Raw genomic sequence first — 21,249 nt, 5'->3', positions numbered from 1 at the left:
CATGATCCTCGACGGCCGGCAGGACAGCTCCATCGCCGAAGCGGCGCGCGTGCTCGCCGCAGGCGGGCTCGTGGCCTTCCCCACCGAGACCGTGTACGGCCTGGGCGCCGACGCGGGCAGCGACGAAGCGGTGGCCGGCATCTTCGCCGCCAAGGGCCGCCCGAGCGACCATCCGCTGATCGTGCACGTGCCCGACGCCGCGGCCGCGGGCCGCTTCGCCGCCAGCATCCCGCCCGTGGCGCAGCGCCTCATGGACGCCTTCTGGCCCGGCCCGCTCACGCTGATCCTGCCGCGCCGCCCCGAGACGGGCCGCGCCGCCGCCGGCGGGCAGGACACGATCGGCCTGCGCTGCCCGCAGCATCCCGTCGCCCACGCGCTGCTCCTGGCCGCCGCGCGCGCGACGCCACCGGTGTTCGGCGTCGCCGGGCCGAGCGCCAACCGCTTCGGCCGCGTGAGCCCCACCACGGCGGCGCACGTCGCGAGCGAATTCGGCGCCGACTTGCTGGTGCTCGATGGCGGGCCCACCACGGTGGGCATCGAGTCGGCGATCGTGGACTGCAGCCGCGGCGTGCCGGTGCTGCTGCGCCCCGGCACCCTGGCACGCGCGCAGATCGAGGCCGCCTGCGGCGAGCGCGTGTGGCTGCCCGAGGAACGCGCCGAGGCGGCCCCCCGCGCCTCCGGCACGCTGGCTTCCCACTACGCGCCGAATGCGCGGGTGCGCCTGATGGACGCCCGGGCGCTGCAGACCGCGCTGGACGTGCTCGGCTCCGACGCCGCCGCCGTCGCGGTGTACGCGCGCAGCACGCTGCGCACCCGCACGCCGCACTACCGGCGCATGCCCGACGACGCCGCGGAGACGGCGCGCCAGCTGTTCGCGGTGCTGCGCGAGTTCGACGCCGCCGGCGTCAAGCTGATCTGGGTCGAGGCGCCGCCCGAGGCGCCCGAATGGGAGGGCGTGCGCGATCGCCTGCGGCGAGCGGCGGCCGGCTGAGCCGCGTTCCTGCTCCCTTACGAGCGGTTTACCCGCCCTCGGTACACTCGCCGGTTTCATCGGAGATTTCCATGGCAACTCAGTGGTTGCGTCGCCCGTGGCTGATCGCCGCCTGCGCCAGCGCCCTGCTGCTCGCCGCCTGCGGCGGCGGCTCGATCGTTTCCAGCTTCGTTCCCACCCGCGTCGTCGCCTTCGGCGATGCGATGGCCGACCTCGGCCAGAACGGGAGACGCTTCACGGTCAACGACAGCGCCGTCAACAACTGGACCCAGTTCGTCGCCAACGGCTTCGGCCTGCCGCTGGCCGCCAGTGCCAGCGGTGGCCTGTCCTTCGCGCGTGGCAATGCGCGCGTGACGGCGACGACGGACGCGGCCGGCAACACCGGCACGCCCTCGGTCACGCAGCAGATCGATGCCTTCCTCGGCTCGAACACGCTGACCGGGAACGACCTGGTCCTGGTGAGCGCCGGCACCTCGGACGTGATCGTCCAGGCGAAGGCCGCGATGGACGGCACCATCAGCGAAGCGCAGGCGCAGCAGAACGTGCAGCAGGCCGCCGACGAACTCGCCGCGCAGGTGCGCCGGCTGGTGAACGCGGGCGCGAAGCACGTCGCCGTGGTGGGGCCCTACAACCTGGGCCGCTCGGCCTGGGCGGTGGAAACGGGCCGGGCCGCCCTGCTGGAGCGCCTGAGCGCGGTGTCCGGCAATACCGGCGCCAACCAGCCGCGCAGCTTCAACGAGCGGCTGCTGATCTCGATGGTGGACCTCGGCGCGACCGTGCTCTACATCGACGCCGCGCTCGAATACAACCTGGTCACGGCCAACCCGGGCTCCAGCGGTTTCGAACTCACGAACGCCAATACGGTGGTGTGCACCTCGGTGGATCCCGGCCCGGGCATCGGGACCGGCGCGGGCCAGGTCAATTCCAACCTGTGCACGCCGGCCACGGTCACGGCGGGCGCGGACTACAACAAGTTCCTGTTCGCCGACCGCGTGTATCCCACGCCGCGCGGCCACGTGATCTTCGGCGACTTCGCCTTCAACCGCATCCGCGAGCGCTGGTAACTCACTTTCCCTGGCCGTAGGCGATCTTCATCAGCAGGATCCCGCCGGCCAGGGCGAAGGTGATCGCGTTGGCGATCACGATCGGCCACGCGGCCATCATGAGGCCGTACAGCAGCCACAGGCCGACGCCGAGGGTGAAGACGCCGTACATGCCCAGCGAGATCCCGCGCACGTCGCGCGTGCGGAAGGTCAGCCAGGCCTGCGGCACGAAGCTGCAGGTCGTGAGGAACGCCGCCGCGTACCCGATCGCCTCCGTGGCGCTCATGGCAGCCGTGCCGCCCATTCGACCAGGGCCTGCGCGGCGTTGCGGATCACGCCGGCGCGGCGGGGATGGTTGGCGATCGCCACCAGGATCCAGCGGCGGCCGTTGGCGCCATGCACGTAGCCGGCGACCCCCGACACCTCGTTGAGGCTGCCCGTCTTCAGGTGCGCCAGGCCGACGTTCTGGCGCTGCCGGCGCAGGGTGCCGTCCAGACCCAGCGCGGGCAGCGAAGCGGCCAGGTCCGGCATCAGCGGCGACACCCAGGCGGCCTGCAGCAAGGCCCCGAGCTGGCGCGCCGTCATGCTCTCGAAGCGCGACAGGCCCGAACCGTTCTCCGTCACCGGGGGTTCGCTGCCGAAGCGATCGCGCCACCAGGCGCGCAGCACCTCGCGCGAGCCCTCGAAGGTGCCGGTGCCGCGCTGCTGCAGGCTCAGCGTCAGGAAGACCTGCTGCGCCATCACGTTGTTGCTGTACTTGTTGATGTCGCGCACCACCTCGGCGAGCGGCGGCGAGGCGAACTCGAACGCGGGCTTCGATGCTGGCGGCACGCTGCCGTCGCGCACGCCGCCACGCAGCTGTCCGCCCATGTCGCGCCACATGGCGGCCACCGCCCGCAGCGTGTAGCCGGCGGGGTCGGGAAAGGCGAGCTGCCAGACCCGTTCGCCGCAGGAAGCGGGGAAGCGGCCGGCGAAGCGGACCTGCGAGAGGTTGCTGAAGTCCGCGGCCAGCGCCGTGATCCAGTCGCCGCAGTCGGTGCCCGTGGCGAGAGGCACCGCGGCCGGCCACTGCACGCCGGCGAGCGGCGGGTCGGCGCGCACGCGCGCGGCGCCGTTGGCGGGCGTGATGGTCAGCGTCACGGCCTTGTAGTTCACCAGCAGCGCGTCCGGGCTGGCGTTGTAGGGGCGCAGGGGCTGGCCGTCGAAGGCGGCCGGGTCGTGCGGCGGCAGGGCGAAGGCGCTGCGATCGAGCACGATGTCGCCGGCGATGCTGCGCACCCCGAGCGACTGCACCTGGTGCAGCAGCAGCCACAGCCGCTCGATCACGAGCTTCGGGTCGCCCTGGCCCTTGATCACCAGGTTGCCCTGCAGCACCCCGTCGCGCACCGGGCCGTCGAAGTAGACCGGCGTCGTCCAGGTGAAGGTGGGCCCCAGCAGCTCCAGCGCCGCGAAGGTGGTGGCCAGCTTGGCGATCGAGGCGGGATTGACCGGCGCGTCGATGCGGTGGGCGATGCGGGGTGGCCCGCCTTCGGCCGGCGCGACCAGCACCGTGACCGCATCGCGGGGCAGCTCGCCCTGCGCCAGCACCGCCTCGATCTCCGGCGGCAACGGCTGGGCCAGCGCCTGCGCACCCGCCCAGGCGAGCAGGCAGCAGGCGAGGCGGAACCAGCGCGGCATGCGCGCCATTATGGGTTCGGCGAAGCTTCGATAATGGCGCACCGCACGGGATCCACTTGAAACTGCTCGCCTTCGACACCAGCACCGAAACCCTGTCCATCGCCCTCGCGAGCGGGCCGGGCCGGCCGCTGCTGGAGTTCACCGGGCCGGGCGGCGCCCAGGCTTCGGCCACGCTGATCCCGGCCATCGAGGACCTGCTGGCGCGCTCGGGCCTAGCCTTGCAGGCGCTGGACGCCATCGCCTTCGGCCACGGGCCGGGCTCCTTCACCGGCCTGCGCACGGCCGCGGCGGTCGCGCAGGGCCTCGGTTTCGGCGCCGGCGTATCCGTGCTGCCGATCGGCACGCTGCTGGCCATCGCGGAGGAAGCGCACGGCCTTGCCGGCGTGACCCAGGTCGTCGCCATGCTGGACGCCCGGATGGGCGAGGTGTACTTCGCCGCCTACGAGCGCGTGGGCGAGGCCTGGGTGACCCGGACGCCTCCCGCGCTCGGCCGGCCGGAGGACGCGCAGGTGCCCCCGGGCTGGGCCATCGCCGGCAACGTGCTGGACCTGCATGGCGAACGCCTGCCAGCCGCGGCCGCGCGGGTGGCGGCGCAGCCCACGGCCCGCGCCGTGTTGCGCCTGGCCCCCGCGGCGCTGGCGGATGGCCGCCCGCACGAGGCGGCGCAAGCCCTTCCGCTCTACATCCGCGACAAAGTGGCGCAAACTACGGAAGAGCGCGCCGCCGAGCGGGCGCGCAAGGACCTGCGCCGCGCCGCGGCGGATTCTTCTTCATGAGCGCCGTATTCAAGACCGTCGAAGCGGGTTTCGAACCCATGACCGACCTGAGGCTCGACGAGGTCGTGGCCATCGAGCGGCGCGCCTACGGCCACCCGTGGACGCGCGGCAACTTCTCGGATTCCCTGCGTTCTGGCTACCAGGCCCAGCTGCTGTGCGCGGGCGACGTGGTGATCGGCTACTTCGTCGCCATGCTGGGCGTGGACGAGGTGCACCTGCTGAACATCACCGTGGACGTGCCTTTCCAGGGGCAGGGCTGGGGCCGCGTGATGCTGGATGCGATCTCGCTGTGGGCGCGGGCCCAGAACGCCCACTGGGTCTGGCTGGAAGTGCGCACGAGCAACGAGCGCGCGCAGGACGTGTACGAACGTTATGGCTACCGGCGGGTGGGTGAACGCAAGAACTACTACCCGGCGGACCATGGGCGCGAGGACGCGATCGTCATGAGCTACAAGCTGTGAGCCTCGACCTCGGCGACAGGCAGCGGGGAATGCTGCGCGAGATCGGCATCGAGCTGTTCTGGCCCGCGGCGGAGGTGCGCGAGGAAGCGCCTGCGGAGCAGCCCGTGCAGCTGGCGCCGACGCAGGTGGCGCCGATCGCCGAAGCCCCCGTGCGAGCCCGCCCACCCGAGCCCGTTGCCCCGCCGCAGCGCCAGGCACCCGCCATCGCCGAAGCCCCCCTGCGCCAGCGCATCCCCGGCGTCGCCGGCATGGAATGGGAAGCGCTGGCCGGCGCGGTGGCCGAGTGCCGCGCCTGCCGCCTGTGCGAAGGCCGCACGAAGACCGTCTTCGGCGTCGGCGACCTGCAGGCCGACTGGATGGTGATCGGCGAGGCGCCCGGCGAGACGGAGGACCTGCAGGGCGAACCCTTCGTCGGCCAGGCCGGCAAGCTCCTGGACAACATGCTGGCGGCGCTGGGCGTGCGCCGCGGGCAGGGCGTGTACATCGCCAACGTGCTCAAGTGCCGGCCGCCCGGCAACCGCAATCCCCTGCCGGAGGAGATCGCGCAGTGCGAGCCCTTCCTGCGCCGGCAGGTCGAACTGCTGCGGCCGAAGATCATCCTGGCCATGGGCCGCTTCGCCGTACAGACGCTGCTGCAGACCACCGAGCCCGTGGGCAAGCTGCGCGGGCGCGTGCATCGCTACAACGACGTGCCCCTGGTGGTCACCTACCACCCCGCCTACCTGCTGCGCAACCTGCCGGACAAGGCCAAGGCCTGGGCCGACCTGTGCCTGGCGCAGAGCGTCATGCGCGGGCTCGCATAGGCAGGTAGGCCTGCGGCCCCATCGTGCGGGCCCGGTAATCGATCCCGCTGAAGGCCGCGAAGTCGGCCAGCGTGCGCATCGCGCCGAGCCCGTACACGCCCAGGTCCTTCCCCGCGACCAGCCGCGCCAGCCGCGCGCGCGAGTGCCGCTCCCGCGTCCACCAGTCCACCTCGCGGTCCGCGTCGTGCGCGGCATCCCAGTGCAGGGGCCGCGCCGGCGCGTCGGGCCCCGGCTCGTTGTACTGGTGGTGGATCGGCAGGTCGGGGATGTGGAACACGTCCCAGCCGTGCGTGTAGAGGCGCAGCGCCAGCGCCTGTTCCTCGCCGTGGAAGTACAGCCAGGGGTCGTACGGGAACTGCTGCACGATGCGCCCCGGCGCGAACAGGCAGCCGGCGCCGACGTGGAAGGCCGGCAGCGGCGCGTCCGTGTCCACCGGATGGGCCTGGAAGGGCAGCACCGGATGCCCGGCCTCGAACGACGCGCCGGGCTTCACGACCTGCGCGAGCACGCCGCGCGTGAGCGTGTCGCGCACGACCCCGCCTTGCACCAGCCGGAACGCCGCCGGATAGGTGGAGATCGCGAGCGGGCGGCCCGGCGCGCCGAGCGCGCGGGCGGCGGCGACCAGGCGCTCGTCCCAGCCCGCATCGAAGTCCATGTGCGCATCGAGCTGCAGGAACCATTCCTCGCCCTCGTGCAGCGACATCGCGATCGCGCGCGCCCAGCACGGGCCGCGCGCATCCTCGACGCCGAGTCGCACCTGCGACAGCCGGCAGCCGCCGCCCGGATGCGCCACGCGCGGCGTGCCCGCCGGCGACTGGTCCACGACGCCGAAGTGCAGCCGCCGGGGATCGGCCGCCGCCGCCACCGCGCGCCGCAGCGTGAAGGCAAGGACCGGATCGCAATACGACGCGATGCTGACGAACAGGCGCATGGCAACTTTGTCACGCCATGTTATCAACGGCGCCACAGGCATCCGTCACCGGTGGCATTGCGGACCGTTCTGGCGCCGTGCTACCGTCGAACTCCACAGAGGGCAGGCCGCGCATCGTCCGCAAGGCGGAGGCGGCAGGCGGGTTCAGCGAGGGCACGAAGCCGTCGGCGCGAGGACAATGCGGGCGGCAGCAGGAGAAGAACATGGCCAGCATTTCGACCAGGTCCGACCGGCGCTTCCGGCCGACGGCGGTGATGCTCGCGGTCGCCGCCGCTTGCGCGATGCCCCCCTACGCCTGGGCCCAGCCCGCGCCGACGACGGTGCCTGTGCTCGATCAGGTGAGGCTGGGGACCGCCACGCCGACGACGGGGGGCACGCCGACCAATCCCGTGCTGACGGTGGTCACCGACCACAGGACGCCGGCTGGCGCGCCGACCACCCACACCGTGATCGACTGGAAGTCGTTCTCCATCGGAAGCCAGGCGCAAGTCGTCTTCACGCAGCCGGATGCCGCCAGCCTCTCCATCAACCGCGTGGTGACGACCGCCAGCCCTTCCGAGATCTACGGGCGGCTGTCCTCCAACGGCAGGCTGGTGCTGGTGAACCAGGCCGGCATCACCATCGGCCCGAACGTCGCCGTGGACACCGCGGCCTTCACCGCTTCCACGCTGTGGATGACGGATGCGGATGCGATCAACGGCAGGATGCGTTTCGGCGTCGACACCGCGAGGGGCGTGCCCGGTGGGCTGTTCGTCCGCGGCGCGATCACGGCCACCGGCGACGTGATCCTGATCAGCCCGCATATCGAGGTCGATGCCCGCACGACCGACAACCCGGCGGGCGGCGCGATCGTCAGCACGGACGGCGGCAGGGTCGTGCTCGCGGCCGGCCAGAGCGTCGACGTCACCGGTCCCGGCCTGGAAGGCATCGTGATGACCCTTCCCGCCGGCAGCGAGGCGATCAACCTCGGCACGCTCAGCGGCGATGCCGTCGCGATGTTCGCCGGCAGCCTGACCCACAGCGGATTCATCAGCGCCAACACCGTGTCCACCGCGGGTGGCAAGGTGAGGCTGGAGGCGCGCGCCGGCGACGCGCAGGTCGACGGCTTCGTCAGCGCCTTTCCCCGCTTCAACCAGGACGGCACGTTCGCGCCGGGCACCATCGACGTGAGCGCCACCGGCAGCATCACGGGTGCGGGGAACTATTTCGCGCCCGGGGCCGCCGTCACGCTCACGGCCAGCGGCGGCTCGCTCGCGTTCGGCTCCATCCACTCGCGCGGCTCGTTCTCCGGCCTGGCCGGGGGCACCGTGACGCTGAGCGCACGCAAGGACATCTCCGGCTTCTCCATCGATGCGAGCGCTTCGCCGTTCTGCTGCAGCGACGTCGGCGCGCGGGCCGGCGACGTCAAGGTCGAATCGGCCGACGGCAACATCGTCCTGGGCGGGATCCTCGCCGAAGGCGGCCTGGGCGCCAGCGGGGGCGACGGCGGCAGCATCACCCTGCGGGCCCTGGGCAGCAGCGCGGGCGCCGGCAGCGTCACGCTGACCGGGCTGATCTTCGGAACCGTCGTCATTGCCGGCCAGGAGGTCTTCCTGCCCAAGTTCCTGTCGGCACGCGGCGGCGAGGCGTTCGGCGGGTCCACCGCGCCCGGGCCCAAGGGCGGCAAGGGAGGCTCCGTCCTGGTGGAGGCGCGTTCCATCACGATGAACGGCACCGTGCCCGACCCGAGCCTGGGCAGCACCGGCGGCAGCGTCCCCGGCACGAGCCTGGGGACCGGGATCAGTGGCGTCGTCGATGTCAGCGGCGGCTCTGCCAGCCTGGGCAGCGCCGGCGGCGGCAACGCGGGGACCTTGACCCTCTCTGCCACCGGCGGCGACCTCAGCATGCCCGCCGGCCTGCTCCTTGCGGCCGGCGGCAACGGGCTGACCGGCGGGGCAGGCGGCACGGTGAGCGCGAAGGCCACCGGCCTGCTCACGCTGGGCGACATCCTGGCCGGCGGCGGCACGGCCTCCGATTTCGGCAGCGAAGGCATCGCCGGTGCAGGTGGGCGCGTGTCGCTGCAGGCCGGCGGCGACCTCACGGCGCGCCTGATCGACGTCAGCGGCGGCCTGGCGGCCTTCAGCAGTCCCGAACTCGCCGGCGGCACCGGCGGCGCCGGCGGCGCCGTGGACGTTGCGTCCCAGGGCGGCAGCGTCTCGCTGGCGGGTGTCTTCGCCAGCGGCGGGACCGGTTTCGATTCCGAGAACGGCATTACCGGAGTGGGCGCGCAGGCGGGCGGGGCGGGCGGCAGCGTCACCATCGCGGCCGCCGGCAACGTGTCGGTCACGGCACAGAGCGCGGATGGCGCGCTGTTCGGCATCCTGGCCGACGGCGGCAACGGCAGCACGCAGGCGGGCAATGGCGGCACGGTCGACCTCCGCGCGGGCGGCACCATCGCCATCGCCGGCGGGCTCGCTCCCGAAGCCCAGGATTCCCTCTCCGGCATCCGCGCCGTCGGCGGCGCAGGCGCGCAGGCGGGCAGCGGCGGCAGCGTCACCCTGCAGGCGCGCGACGGCTTCACCCTCCCCTTCATCGACGTGTTCGGCGGCATGGGGACGGCGCAGTCCGCCGCCGGGGCCGGCGGCAGCATCAACCTCGTGCGCACGGCGGGCGACCTGGTCCTCGACGGCAGCCTGCGGCTCGATGCGCGCGGCGGCGAGGCGGACAGCACCGGGCCGCGCGGCACCGGCGGCGCGATCACGCTGGCGGCCAACGCCGGCGCCGTGCGGCTGCGCACGCCGCAGCTGTTCGCGGGCGGCCAGGGCGCGTCCGGCTCCTTCGCCGCGACGGGGACGTCGGTCGAGGTCGAAGGCGACTTCACGCTCGACGCCGCCTGGAACAACGGCGCGCTGGTCAACATCACCGGGGCGAGCGTCGCCGCGCTGGCCGGGCCCTTCAACAATCTCGCCGCGGGCGTGCTGGCCGGCACCGGCACCGTCCGCGTCGCCGACGGCGCCGGCACCATCGACAACAAGGGCACCATCGCCCCCGGCGGCGACGGCAGCATCGGCACCTTGTCGCTCGAAGGCAACCTGGTGATGCAATCGGGCTCGACGCTCGCGGTGGACCTGCAGTCCGCGGCGGCCTTCGACCAGCTCAAGGTATCCGGCTCGGCCACGGCGGACAACACCAGCTTCGTGAAGGTCCGGTATGCGCCGTCCGCCACGCTCGCGCCGGGCGGCAGCGTCGCCGTGCTGCAGGCTGGGAGCCTCACGGCGGCGAGCGCGCCGCAGGTGACCGAGGCTGCGGGCACGACGCGTCCGGCCGGAGTGGGGAGCGTCGTTGCCAGCACGGCCGCGCCGCGCGTGCTGCTCACCGCCGTCGCGCCGCCGCCCCCGCCGCCTCCTCCGCCACCGCCGCCGCCTCCCCCGCCCGTCGTCGAGGACGGCGGCCAACTCGACCGCCCGGAGGTGCGCGAGGTGTTCGACCTCACGACCGACTTCGCGCAGGACTTCGACCGGCTGGTCGACCAGGGCCGACCGCCGAGGCGGCGCGACCGCGACCACGGCCGCGACGACATCGTCCTCACCGACAACACGTGCAAACCCTGAGTCGGCTGTCAAGTCGTCGCAATCACGACCCCGCCGCGCCCGACGCTCGCTACACTGCGTAAGCAAAGGCAACGACGGGGTGCAGCCGCCGTCGCGACAATGATTCTCCAGGGGGCCTTGCTGTAGGTGTCCCGCCGCGGGAGCGGCGCCGGGCAGGAGGTCGTCATGGCCATCATCGAAACCTGTGACAGGATGTCGCGGCAGCAGCGCGTCCGTCGTGACCCCGTCGCCGCCGGCTTCCGGCCCTCGACCGCGGTCCTCGCGCTCGCCGCCGCGTTCGGCCTGCAGGCCACCCCGGCCGGCGCGCAGCCGAGCGGGGGCGTCGCCATCCACGGCAGCGCGAGCTTCGCCACCAGCGGCAACCGCTTCACCGTGACGACCCGCAACGGCCCGGGCACGAACCACTCGGCGCTGAACTGGCAGAGCTTCTCGGTGCCGGCGGGCACCACCACCGAGTTCGTGCAGCCGGGAGCGGGCAGCACCTCGATCAACCGGGTGGTCGCGAACAACCCGTCGTCCATCTTCGGCACCTTGCACTCCAACGGCCGGCTGGTGCTGGTCAATCCGGCAGGCATCACCGTGGGCACCGGTGCGGTCGTCGACACCGCCGGCTTCACGGCCTCCACGCTCGCGATGAGCGAGGCCGATGCGGTCGCCGGCCTGCTGCGCTTCGGCGGCAACGGCGCCCCGTTGAAGGTGGAAGGCGGCGCCGTGGTGCGCGCGCAGGGCGGCGACGTCGTGCTGATCGCGCCGCAGGTCCACACGGCGGCCGATGCGCTCGTCCAGAGCGATGGCGCAACGCTGCTGCTGGCGGGCCGCAAGGTGGAGATCACCGGCCGCGGGCTCGAGGGCATCCGCATGGAGGTGCAGGCGGGCAGCGAAGCGGTCAACCTGGGCACGCTGCAGGGCGATGCGGTCGGCATCTTCGCCGGCACGCTGCGGCACAGCGGCCTCGTGCAGGCGCAGTCCGCCAGCGTGCAGGGCGGCAAGGTGGTGCTGAAGGCGGCGGACGACGCGGTGGTCGCCGGCGCCGTCACGGCGCGCGCGGGCGCCAGGGGCGGCGCCATCGACGTGCTGGCGCAGCACGTGGCCCTGCAGGTCGGCGCCACGCTCGATGCGAGCGGCCCCGCGGGCGGCGGGCAGGTCCGCATCGGCGGCGACTACCAGGGCGGCAACGCGCAGGTCCCGAACGCGACGCGCACCGAAGTCGATGCGCAGGCGCTGGTGCGCGCCGATGCGACGCAGCAGGGGGACGGCGGCCGCGTGATCGTGTGGGCCGACGAGGCGACGGCGATGCAGGGCCGCATCTCCGCCCGCGGCGGGCCGCAGGGCGGCAACGGGGGGTTCGCGGAGGTGTCGGGCAAGCGGTCGCTGGCGTTCGGCGGCAGCGCGGACCTGCGCGCGCCGCAGGGAAAGGCAGGCACGCTGCTGCTGGATCCCGACGACTTCTGCATCGGCGAGGTGTGCGGTCCGGCGCTCCCCGCGCTGCTGACGCACTTGCTCAACGAGCAGCTCGAACGCTCCGACGTGCACATCTCCGTCGGGCTCAGCGACGTGATCGGCGGCCGGATCACGGTGGTGCCCGGTGTGCCGATCTCGTGGACCTCGGGCAACCGGCTCACGCTGGAGGCGCGCAACACGATCAGCCTGGCAGGCGACATCACCGCGGTCAGCCCCGCCGGCGTCACCAACGGCGGCCTGCACCTGTCCAGCCTCACCGGCGATGTCGTGCAGCTGCCCGGCTCCGTGGTGCGCGTCGACCAGGTGCTGCTGCAGGCCGGCGGCAAGGTGGACCTGGCCGGCGCCAACCGCGTGAACACCCTCGCGGGCAGCGCCGGCACCGGCTTCACCTTCAGCAACGCGCAGTCGCTCACGATCGGACCGGTGTTCGACTGCTTCTGCTCCGGCATCGGCACCGGCCTCGACGGCCCGGTGCAGCTCACGACGACGGCGGGCGACCTGCTCGTTCGCAGCCAGGTCTCGGGCAGCGGCGTCACGCTGCAGGCCGCGGGCAACGTGGACATCCAGGACGCGCAGGTGTTCTCCGGCGCGGCCGTGCATGTGACGGCCGGCGGCGATGCGCTGTTCGGCCCGGGTACTTCCTTCAACACCTTCCGCGGCCCCATCGACGTCACGGCGGGCGGCAGCATCGCAGGCAGCGCCAGCTTCTCCACCAACGGCAGCGCGGCCGGCACGGTGACGCTCACGGCCACCGAGGGCGGGATCAGCTTCTCCTCGATCCAGTCGAGCGGCTCGTTCTCCGCCGGCCGCGGCGGCGACGTGACCCTGCAGGCGAAGGGCAGCATCGTGGGCGGCTCGATCCAGGCGAACGGCAGCGCGCAGACGGCGCTGCGCAGCGGCCGCGGCGGCGACGTGCACGTGAGCTCCAGCGCCGGCAACATCGACATCGGTTTCATCAACGCCGATGGCGGCTTCGGCTTCGAGGCGGCCGGCGGCAACGGCGGTGCCATCGTGCTGGCGGCCCCCTCCACGGCCGCGGGCGCGGGCCGGGTGCAGGTGCGCAGCTCTCTGTCCGCGGACGGCGGCAGCGCACAGTCTCTCGCCGGCACCGGGGGCTTCGCGGGCGGCGCGGGCGGCAGCGTCAGCGTGACGGCCGGCAACGACATCGTGATCGGCTCGCACGAGGTCGAATTCGACAGTGCAGGCTTCGTGCGCGCGGCGGGCGGCTTCGGCACATCCCCCAGCCTCGGCGCGGGCGAGGGGGGCGCGGGCGGCGCGGTCACGCTCACTTCGCTGGCAGGCGGCATCGAACTGGTGAGCGCCGGCTCCAGCATCGCCGTGCACGGCGGCGGCGGCACGCGTGGCGGCGACGGCGGCACGATCCTGCTGCAGGCCGCCAAGGACGTGTCGGTCGGTGCGCTGCTCGCGAGCGGGGGCCCCGAGAGCGGCGAGGGCCTCGCGCCGGGCGGCGGCGCGGGCGGCGGCATCGGCGTGAGCGCCGGCGGCGACATCACGCTCGGCTCGTTCGCCATCGCCGAAGGAGCCGGCAGCGGCTTCGGCGCGGCCGGGCATGGCGGCACCATCAGCTTCGCCTCGAGCGCGGGCGCGATCCACGCCGGCGATGCGTTCATCAGCGTGGACGGCGGCAGCGGCGTCACGGCGGGTGCGGGCGGCAGCGCTGTCTTCACGGCCGCCGGCGATATCGCGCTGGCCAATGTGCAGGCCAGGGGCGGCTCCAGCAGCGGCGCACCGGGCGGCCTGGGCGGCAGCGTCCACGCGACATCCGCCGCGGGCAACATCGACATCGGTTTCGCCATGGTGGACGGCGGCAACGCGGGCGCCGACGACGCCGGGGCGGGTGGCAGCGTCGTGCTCTCGGCGCTCTCCACCGCCGCCGGCACGGGCGGCATCCATGTGGGATTCGGCCTGTCCGCCTTCGGCGGCAACGCGGACACCGGGATCGCCGGGCAGGGCGGCAGCCTCACGCTCGACGCCGGGCGGGACATCCGGATCGGCACGGGCGGCGAGGCCCCGGTCAGCGGCTTCCTGCAGGCCAACGGTGGCTTCTCGCTTTCCGATTCCCTGGCGGGCGGCTCCGCCGGCGCGGGCGGCACGATCTCGCTCACCTCCCACGTCGGCGACATCTTCGCCGGCCACGGCTTCAGCCAGATCACCGCGCGCGGCGGATCCGGCGGGGCTGGCGGGCAGGGCGGCAGCGTGTCCCTGGAGGCCGTGCAGGGCAGCGTCACCCTCGGCGCGGTGGACGTGGCCGGCGGCGAGGGCCTGGCCGCGGGCAGCGACGCGAGCGGGGGCGACGGCGGCGCGCTGACGGTGATCGCCGGGCAGCAGATCCGGCTCGGCGCCGTGCCGGTGTTCGCGCACGGGGGGCATTCCGCGGCGGCCGCCGGCGGCGCCGGCGGCAGCGTGAGCTTCACGGCGGGCGGCAACGTCGAAGCGGATGCGGCTGGAATCTTCGCGCAGGGCGGCAGCGGTGCGGCCGGTGGCAGGGGCGGCAGCGTGGCGATCACGTCCATGGAGGGAGACGTCGCCATCGGGGTGGCACAGGTGACAGGCGGCGAGGGCTTCCTGGCTCCCGGCGGCGCCGGCGGCAGCATCGCCCTGACGGCGCTGGGCACCGGCGCGGAGGCCGGCAACATCCACGTCGGGTTCTTCCTCGGCGCGCAGGGCGGCACCGGGTCGTCCACTTCAGGCGCGGGCAGCGGTGGCCAGGGCGGCACGATCGCGCTGCATGCCCGGCACGACATCATGCTGGGAAGCGGCGACACCGAATTCGGCGACGGCTTCCTCGATGCCTCCGGCGGCAGCGCGAGCTTTGCCGACGGCCCGCTGGCCAACGGCGGCGGCGGCGGAACGATCACGCTGGCTTCCGAGGCCGGCGACATCCTGTTCGCCGGCCCGGGTGGCGCGGCGCAGGCGAATGGCGGCGGCGGCGCCACCGCAGGCGCGGGCGGCACGATCGCGGTGCGCACGGGCGGCACGTTCAGTGCGGCAGCGCTGCATGCGCGCGGCGGCGAGGGCGCGCCCGCAGGCGAGACCACAGCGGCGGGCAGCGGTGGTGCGGGCGGGACGGTCGACATCCACTTCACCGGTGCTCAGGGCGTGCTGGATGCGGTCTCCTTCATCGACGTGACGGGCGGCTCCGGCGGCTCGTCCGGCACGACCCCGGGGGCGGGTGCAGGCGGCACCGGCGGCACGATCACGATCCGCGGCGACCAGGCGCTGCGCGTCGGCGGCGAGGTGGCCCCGGTGCTGGCGGCGCAGGGCGGCTTCGGCGGCTTCGACGGCGACACGGCCTCCGCTTCGGGTGCGGCGGGCTCCATCGTGATCACGGCCGCAAGCACCACCCTCGACAGCGTGGTGCTCGATGGCAATGCGCAGGTGTTCGCGACCGCGGGCGCGTTGAGCACGCGTGCCGGCTCCGTGCAGTCCGCGGTGGCCGGCAACGGTTTGGCGCTCGACGCCAGCGACGGCATCACGCTCGCCGGGCAGATCCAGGCCTTCGGCCTCGACGGCGCGGGCGTGAGCCTGCACGCGGCGCGCGGCGACATCACGCAGGCCGCCGGCGGCATCGCGACCAACGCGCTGGTCGCGCGGGCCGACGCCGGCAGCGTGCGCCTGACGCAATCGAATGCGGCCTTCGTGGTCGCGGGCGTGGCGGCCGGCGTCGGGTCCACGTTCGAATACGCGAGCGGGCTCGACAGCTTCACGGTAGGCAGTGTCGCTACGCCGTTCGCGGCGGCCACGGGCATCACGGCCACCTCCGGCGTGAACGTGCGCGCGCTGGGCGACCTGCAGGTGCAGGCGGCGATCCACACCACCGGCGGCGCGGTGCTGCTGCAGGCCGGCGACGACAGCATCGCGCCGGCCCCGGTGTTCGGCTTCCACGGTTTCGGCAACGGCACGCTGCAAGTCTCCGGCGGCATCGCCACCCAGGGCGGAGACATCGCGCTGCGGGCCGGGCGCCACACGGCGTACGGTGCGGAATCGGTGCTGGAGGTTTCGGGCGCCGTCGATGCCGGCGCCGGCGCGATCACGCTGGTTCGCGCGGGTCAGGGCCAGACCGCATTGGGCGAAGCGGATCTCTCCGGCGCCTCGGTGTCCATCACCGACGCCGCGCACGTGCGCATGACGGACTCGAGCATCGTCGCCTCCAGCGGCGACGTGCGCGTGCTGGCCGGGCAGGGCACGGGCAGCACGAACGGTGAAGCCGTGGACATCACGGCGTCGCGCCTGCAGGCCGGCGGCGCCATCCTCGTCGCCGGCCGCAGCGCCGATGCGAACAGCTTCGGCGTGGTGCTGCGCGACGACGTGCGGCTGGCGGCCGGCAGCGGCACCCAGGTGCTCGGCGAGCAGACCGCCGGCGGCGGCTTCGGCGGCGGCGTGCTGGTCACCGGCACCGATTGCGTGCGCTGCCTGGACGGAACCGGCGCGTTGACGCTTGCCGGCATGTCCGCCGGCTTCGGCCCCGGTGTCCTGCTGGATGGCGCCACCCTCCGCCGCGGCGGCGCGCTCACGCTCACCGGCACCAGCGCCGGCAACACCGGTGTCGGCGTGCACCAGTCGCACATCGCCACCGGCGGCGGGGATTTCACCGCGCTGTCGCCCCAGACGGTGTCCTTCGAGGCGTCGGTCGTCGAGACCGCGGGCGGCAACCTCACGCTCGCCGGCGGCAGCCTCGTGCACCAGGACGTCGGCGTGGCGGTGGTCGACGGCAGCAGCCTGCATGCGCAGGGCGGCGACGTGGACATCCGCGGCGCGAGCGCCAGCGGCCCCGGCTTCCTGCTGGAAAGCAGCTTCGGCGGGCTGACGGTCAGCGGCCGCGACGTGGTCATCGTCGGCAGCACGGTGCTCGATGGCCCGGCGCTCCTGATCGATGCCGAGACCGTCACCTCCACCAACTCCATGCAGCTCACCGCGCTGGGCGGCAGCCTGCAGATCCAGGGCGGCAGCACGGTCAGCAACAGCGGGCCGGGCGCCATCGTCATGCGCTCCGAAGGGCCGAACTCCTTCGTCTCGGTGTCGGCCGATTCGAGCGTGACGAGCAGCGGCGACATCGTGGTCACGGCCGACCGCATCGCGCTCGAAGGCACCCTGCACTCGGCAACGGGCCGCACGCTGATCCGGCCGCTCGACTTGGCGCGCCGCATCACGATCAACGGCAGCGACGAAGCCGGCACGCTGAACTTCACGCAGGCGGAACTGGATCGCATGACCGGCGGCCTCGTCGTGATCGGCGACCTGGCGCTGACGGGCGGCATCTCGGTCGAGGCGCCGACGGCGATCGCCAACGGAGCGTCGCTGAGCCTGCGCACCGGCGGCGCCGTGACGCAGCAGGCGGGCGCGCTGCTGACGGCGCGCAACCTGGCGGTCGACGCCGACTCGGTCGTGCTGCGCGAGGTCTCGATCGGCGACGGCACGGGCGGCGTGCTGGCCGGCCGCGCGCGCGGCGGCGCGTTCGTGGTGCTGAACCAGCAGGCGGTGCCGGCGCCGCTGCAGATCGGCAGCGTGGACGGCATGGACGGCATCACCGCCGTCGGGCCGGTGGCCGTCACCACCCCGGGCCTCCTGCGGCTGTCGCAGGCGGTGCACTCGGATGCGGCCGGCAACGCGATCGGCCTCGCGGCGGCGGACCTGCTGCGCGACGGCGCGGGCGCGCTGGCAAGCCCCGACGGCCGCTGGCTGGTGTACCTGCCGGGTCCGTCGGCCAACCTGGCGACCGGGCCGGTCTCCGGCAACCTCGCCCTGTGGGGGCGCGGCCCCGCCTCGAATCCTCCGGACTCGATCGCGGACGGCGGCAACCGCTACCTGTTCGCCGCCACGCCGGTGGTTGACGTCGCCGCCGAGGGCCGCGGCAAGGTGTACGACGGCAGCAGCGCCTTCGGCCCGCTCACCTTCGTCGCAACGGGCCTGGTGAACGCCGCGGACTTCGGCAACGTCTTCCTGCAGGACACGTTCACGGGCGCGCTGGCCGTTCCCGCCGCGACGAAGAACGTGGGCACCTATGCGATCACGCAGGGCACGCTGCTGGCGCCTGCGGGCTACGCGCTGGGCCGCTTCACGCCCGGCACGGCGACGATCACGCCGGCGCCGCTGGTGCTGGCGGGCGTCACCGCCGACGACAAGGTGTACGACGGCACCACGGCGGCCACCTTGTCCGGCGCCCCGTCATTGCTCGGTACCGTGGCGGGCGATGCGGTCGCCGTCGCCTCGGTCGCCGCCGCTTTCGGCGACAGGAACGCGGGCGCGGGCAAGCCGGTCTCGCTGCTGCGCGTCGACCTCTCGGGGGCGGACGCCGGCAATTACGCGCTGTCGCTGCCGTTGCTCGCCGCCAGCATCACGCCCGCCACCCTGTCCGTGGCCGGACTCGCGGCGGCCGACAAGGTCTACGACGGCAGCACCGCCGCCACGCTGACCGGCAGCGGCGCGTTGCAGGGCGTGCTGGGCGGCGACGGCGTGAGCCTGGTTGCCGGCGCCGCGCGCTTCGGCGATCCCAACGCCGGCACGGGCAAGCCGGTGGCGGTCAGCGGTTTCTCGCTCTCGGGGCCGGAGGCCGGCAACTACCGCCTCGCGCCGCCGCCGTCGCTGGTCGCGGCGATCACGCCGGCGCCGCTGACCATCACGGCGAACGACCTGGCCAAGGACGAAGGCGTGGCGCTCGCCTTCGCCGGCACGGAATTCACCGCACAGGGCCTGGTGGGCACGGAGCGCATCGCCGCGGTCACGCTGGCCAGCCCGGGCGCGCCGGCCGCTGCCACCGGCGGCACTTATGCGATCACGGCCAGCGGCGGCACCGGCACGAACGGCTTCGTCGCCGGCAACTACCGCATCGCGTATGTCGACGGCACGCTGAGCGTGGCGCGGACTACGCTCGCGCCGGCCACCGTGCAGGTGAACAACCAGGTCGTGAGTTTCGCCTCGCAGTTCGACACCGAAGCGAAGACGCAGCCCTCGATCACCCCGTCCGACGACAAGCGCAAGAAGGAGGAGAAGAAGGACGACATCGTGGTGACCGACAGCGCCTGCAAGCGCTAGCGGCGGCGCGGCGTCCTAGAAGCGCGGCAGGTCGGGGCGCACGATCCGGCCGCCGCGCACCAGCATCTTGCCGTACTCGGCGCAGCGGTTCAGCGTCGGGATCACCTTGCCGGGATTGAGCAGCTCGCGCGCATCGAAGGCGCGCTTGAGGCCGCGCATCTGCTCGAGTTCCTCCGGGCTGAACTGCACGCACATCGAGTTGAGCTTCTCGATGCCCACGCCGTGCTCGCCGGTCACGGTGCCGCCCATGGCGACGCTGGTCTCCAGGATCTCGGCGCCGAATTTCTCGCAGCGATGCAGCTGGTCGGCGTCGTTGGCATCGAACAGGATCAGCGGATGCAGGTTGCCGTCGCCGGCATGGAACACGTTGGCGCAGCGCAGCCGGTACTTCTTCTCCATGTCCTGGATCGCCAGCAGGATGTCCGCCAGGCGCTTGCGCGGGATCGTGGAGTCCATGCACATGTAGTCCGGGCTGATGCGGCCCGAGGCGGGGAAGGCGTTCTTGCGGCCGCTCCAGAAGCGCAGGCGCTCGGATTCGTCGCGGCTCACCGCGATGGCGGTGGCGCCGGCGTCGCGCAGCACCTGGGTCATGCGGCCGATCTCCTCCTCCACCTCCTCGGGCGTGCCGTCGCTCTCGCACAGCAGGATGGCCTCGGCGGTGAGGTCGTAGCCGGCGTGCACGAAGTCCTCGACGGCCGCCGTCATCGGCTTGTCCATCATCTCCAGGCCGGCCGGGATGATGCCGGCGGCGATCACCGCGGCGACCGCATCGCCCGCCTTGCGCACGTCGTCGAAGCTGGCCATGATGCAGCGCGCCAGCAGCGGCTTGGGGATCAGCTTGACCGTGACCTCGGTGACGACGGCCAGCATGCCTTCGCTGCCGATCATCACGGCCAGCAGGTCGTAGCCGGGCGCGTCGAGCGCATCGCTGCCGAATTCCACCGGCTCGCCGGCGGCGGTGAAGCCGCGCACCTTCAGCACGTTGTGCACGGTGAGGCCGTACTTCAGGCAGTGCACGCCGCCCGAGTTCTCGGCGACGTTGCCGCCGATGGTGCAGGCGATCTGGCTGGAGGGATCGGGCGCGTAGTAGAGGCCGTAGCTCGCCGCGGCTTCGCTGATCGCGAGGTTGCGCACGCCGCACTGCACGACGGCCGTGCGCGCCACGGGATCGATCTTCAGGATCGCGTTGAACTTCGCGAGCGACAGCGTCACGCCCAGCGCATGCGGCATCGCGCCGCCCGACAGGCCCGTGCCCGCGCCGCGCGCCACCACCGGCACGTTCAGCGCGTGGCAGGCCTGCAGCACCGCCTGCACCTGCTGCTCGCTCTCGGGCAGCGCCACCACCAGCGGCCGCTGGCGGTAGGCCGTGAGGCCGTCGCATTCGTACGGCGTGGTTTCCTCGGCCTGCCACAGCAGCGCGCCTTGCGGCAGCACCTTCTGCAGGGCGGCCACGACCTGGGCTTGCAACTCGCCGCGTTGCAGGACTCCGACGGATTCGGGGGCGTTCATCGCAACTCCTGGGTTCCCGCCTGCGCGGGAATGACGTTAACGGAAGATCACCGTCTTGTGCCCATCGAGCAGCACGCGGTGCTCGCTGTGCCACTTCACGGCGCGCGCCAGCACCATCGCCTCGGTGTCGCGGCCGGTGGCGGTCAGGTCCTCGACGGTGTAGCTGTGGTCCACGCGCGCCACGTCCTGCTCGATGATCGGGCCTTCGTCGAGGTCCGCCGTCACGTAGTGCGCGGTCGCGCCGATCAGCTTCACGCCGCGGTCGTGCGCCTGGTAGTAGGGCTTGGCACCCTTGAAGCTGGGGAGGAAGCTGTGGTGGATGTTGATCGCCCGGCCCGACAGCTTGCGGCACAGGTCGTCCGACAGGATCTGCATGTAGCGCGCCAGCACCACCAGGTCCGCGCCCTCGCTCTCGATCACCTCGTACTGGCGCGCCTCGGCCTGCGCCTTGGTTGCCGCCGTGATCGGGATGTGGTGGAAGGGCACGTTGTAGCTGGCCGCGAGCTGGTAGAAGTCGCGGTGGTTGGAGACGATCGCACGGATGTCCAGCGGCAGCAGGCCGCTCTTCCACCGGAACAGCAGGTCGTTCAGGCAGTGGCCTTCCTTGCTCACGAAGATCACCGTCTTCATCGGCTGCGCGCAAGCGTGCAGCTTCCACTGCATCTGGAAGCCCTCGGCGAACAGCTTGAGCTGCGTGCGCAGGTCGTCCTGGGTGAGCTGCCCGCAGGCGAAGCGCACGCGCATGAAGAACAGGCCGGTGTCGTGGTCGTTGTACTGCGCCGCCTCCTCGATGTTGCCCCCGCGATCGAGCAGGAAGCCGGAAACGGCGTGGACGATGCCGGGACGGTCCGGGCAGGACAGGGTGAGGATGTAGGCGTCGGACATAAGCTTGCAATTGTCGCAGGGCCGCAATTGACCGGCCCGCGGCGGCTCCGGCATGATGGCTCATCCGTG

Annotated in this window: 12 protein-coding genes; 7 read left to right on the top strand and 5 right to left on the bottom strand. The window is 73.0% G+C overall.

The window, feature by feature from the left end; translation table 11 throughout:
* Nucleotide 1 precedes the first annotated feature (1 nt).
* Both WG923_RS20335 and WG923_RS20330 read left to right on the top strand, forming a co-directional pair.
* Nucleotides 2-991 (top strand): L-threonylcarbamoyladenylate synthase, encoded by a 990-nt coding sequence (locus tag WG923_RS20335; protein ID WP_340352818.1) that lies wholly within the window; start codon nucleotides 2-4, stop codon nucleotides 989-991.
* A gap of 71 nt (nucleotides 992-1,062) precedes the next feature.
* Entirely contained in the window at nucleotides 1,063-2,055 is a 993-nt protein-coding gene (locus tag WG923_RS20330; RefSeq protein WP_340352817.1) for an SGNH/GDSL hydrolase family protein, read from the top strand.
* 1 nt (nucleotide 2,056) lies between these two features.
* Here WG923_RS20330 and WG923_RS20325 read toward each other — a convergent pair whose 3' ends face one another.
* The gene (locus WG923_RS20325) at nucleotides 2,057-2,320 is read right to left on the bottom strand and encodes a SemiSWEET transporter (protein WP_340352816.1); all 264 of its coding nucleotides are present in this window, start codon (nucleotides 2,318-2,320) and stop codon (nucleotides 2,057-2,059) included.
* The gene (gene dacB / locus WG923_RS20320) at nucleotides 2,317-3,711 is read right to left on the bottom strand and encodes a D-alanyl-D-alanine carboxypeptidase/D-alanyl-D-alanine endopeptidase (RefSeq protein WP_340352815.1); all 1,395 of its coding nucleotides are present in this window, start codon (nucleotides 3,709-3,711) and stop codon (nucleotides 2,317-2,319) included. Before dacB ends, WG923_RS20325 begins: the two co-directional genes overlap by 4 nt.
* A 56-nt stretch (nucleotides 3,712-3,767) precedes the next feature.
* Here dacB and tsaB point away from each other — a divergent pair, with 56 nt between their 5' ends.
* From tsaB to WG923_RS20305, 3 genes are read left to right on the top strand one after another with little or no spacing between them, the layout of a single operon-like run.
* Nucleotides 3,768-4,487 (top strand): tRNA (adenosine(37)-N6)-threonylcarbamoyltransferase complex dimerization subunit type 1 TsaB, encoded by a 720-nt coding sequence (gene tsaB, locus WG923_RS20315; protein ID WP_340352814.1) that lies wholly within the window; start codon nucleotides 3,768-3,770, stop codon nucleotides 4,485-4,487.
* Nucleotides 4,484-4,948, top strand: a complete 465-nt coding sequence (gene rimI / locus WG923_RS20310) for a ribosomal protein S18-alanine N-acetyltransferase (RefSeq protein ID WP_340352813.1) — start codon at nucleotides 4,484-4,486, stop codon at nucleotides 4,946-4,948. Before tsaB ends, rimI begins: the two co-directional genes overlap by 4 nt.
* Complete coding sequence (locus WG923_RS20305; protein ID WP_340352812.1) at nucleotides 4,945-5,751, top strand: uracil-DNA glycosylase; 807 nt, start codon at nucleotides 4,945-4,947, stop codon at nucleotides 5,749-5,751. Before rimI ends, WG923_RS20305 begins: the two co-directional genes overlap by 4 nt.
* On the opposite strand, the gene WG923_RS20300 is transcribed toward WG923_RS20305, so the two are convergent.
* A complete protein-coding gene (locus tag WG923_RS20300; RefSeq protein WP_340352811.1) occupies nucleotides 5,732-6,682 on the bottom strand; it encodes a GlcNAc-transferase family protein in 951 nt (316 codons plus the stop codon). The genes WG923_RS20305 and WG923_RS20300 overlap by 20 nt on opposite strands.
* Nucleotides 6,683-6,885: 203 nt before the next feature.
* Between WG923_RS20300 and WG923_RS20295 the strand changes: the two genes are divergently transcribed.
* Both WG923_RS20295 and WG923_RS20290 read left to right on the top strand, forming a co-directional pair.
* Nucleotides 6,886-10,272, top strand: coding sequence for a beta strand repeat-containing protein (locus tag WG923_RS20295; RefSeq protein ID WP_340352810.1), 3,387 nt, complete (start codon nucleotides 6,886-6,888; stop codon nucleotides 10,270-10,272).
* A gap of 165 nt (nucleotides 10,273-10,437) precedes the next feature.
* Nucleotides 10,438-18,786: a YDG domain-containing protein gene (locus tag WG923_RS20290; protein WP_340352809.1), complete on the top strand. Its 8,349-nt coding sequence runs from the start codon at nucleotides 10,438-10,440 to the stop codon at nucleotides 18,784-18,786.
* Nucleotides 18,787-18,801: 15 nt separating this feature from the next.
* Here WG923_RS20290 and WG923_RS20285 read toward each other — a convergent pair whose 3' ends face one another.
* Together WG923_RS20285 and purU are read right to left on the bottom strand one after the other, a co-directional pair.
* Nucleotides 18,802-20,295, bottom strand: coding sequence for an FAD-linked oxidase C-terminal domain-containing protein (locus tag WG923_RS20285; RefSeq protein WP_340352808.1), 1,494 nt, complete (start codon nucleotides 20,293-20,295; stop codon nucleotides 18,802-18,804).
* A gap of 36 nt (nucleotides 20,296-20,331) precedes the next feature.
* The gene (gene purU / locus WG923_RS20280) at nucleotides 20,332-21,180 is read right to left on the bottom strand and encodes a formyltetrahydrofolate deformylase (protein ID WP_340352807.1); all 849 of its coding nucleotides are present in this window, start codon (nucleotides 21,178-21,180) and stop codon (nucleotides 20,332-20,334) included.
* Between the last annotated feature and the right edge of the window lie 69 nt (nucleotides 21,181-21,249).

This window comes from Ramlibacter sp. AN1133 (genome assembly GCF_037890035.1).
Lineage (GTDB): Bacteria > Pseudomonadota > Gammaproteobacteria > Burkholderiales > Burkholderiaceae_C > Ramlibacter.
This window is presented reverse-complemented; position numbering and strand designations above follow the sequence as displayed.

What these genes read in the sequence shown, in the direction of transcription:
- WG923_RS20335 (WP_340352818.1), top strand. Translation starts at nt 2, where the DNA reads ATGATCCTCGACGGCCGGCAGGACAGCTCCATCGCCGAAGCGGCGCGC.
- WG923_RS20330 (WP_340352817.1), top strand. Translation starts at nt 1,063, where the DNA reads ATGGCAACTCAGTGGTTGCGTCGCCCGTGGCTGATCGCCGCCTGCGCC.
- WG923_RS20325 (WP_340352816.1), bottom strand. Translation starts at nt 2,320, where the DNA reads ATGAGCGCCACGGAGGCGATCGGGTACGCGGCGGCGTTCCTCACGACC.
- dacB (WP_340352815.1), bottom strand. Translation starts at nt 3,711, where the DNA reads ATGCCGCGCTGGTTCCGCCTCGCCTGCTGCCTGCTCGCCTGGGCGGGT.
- rimI (WP_340352813.1), top strand. Translation starts at nt 4,484, where the DNA reads ATGAGCGCCGTATTCAAGACCGTCGAAGCGGGTTTCGAACCCATGACC.
- WG923_RS20300 (WP_340352811.1), bottom strand. Translation starts at nt 6,682, where the DNA reads ATGCGCCTGTTCGTCAGCATCGCGTCGTATTGCGATCCGGTCCTTGCC.
- WG923_RS20295 (WP_340352810.1), top strand. Translation starts at nt 6,886, where the DNA reads ATGGCCAGCATTTCGACCAGGTCCGACCGGCGCTTCCGGCCGACGGCG.
- WG923_RS20290 (WP_340352809.1), top strand. Translation starts at nt 10,438, where the DNA reads ATGGCCATCATCGAAACCTGTGACAGGATGTCGCGGCAGCAGCGCGTC.
- WG923_RS20285 (WP_340352808.1), bottom strand. Translation starts at nt 20,295, where the DNA reads ATGAACGCCCCCGAATCCGTCGGAGTCCTGCAACGCGGCGAGTTGCAA.
- purU (WP_340352807.1), bottom strand. Translation starts at nt 21,180, where the DNA reads ATGTCCGACGCCTACATCCTCACCCTGTCCTGCCCGGACCGTCCCGGC.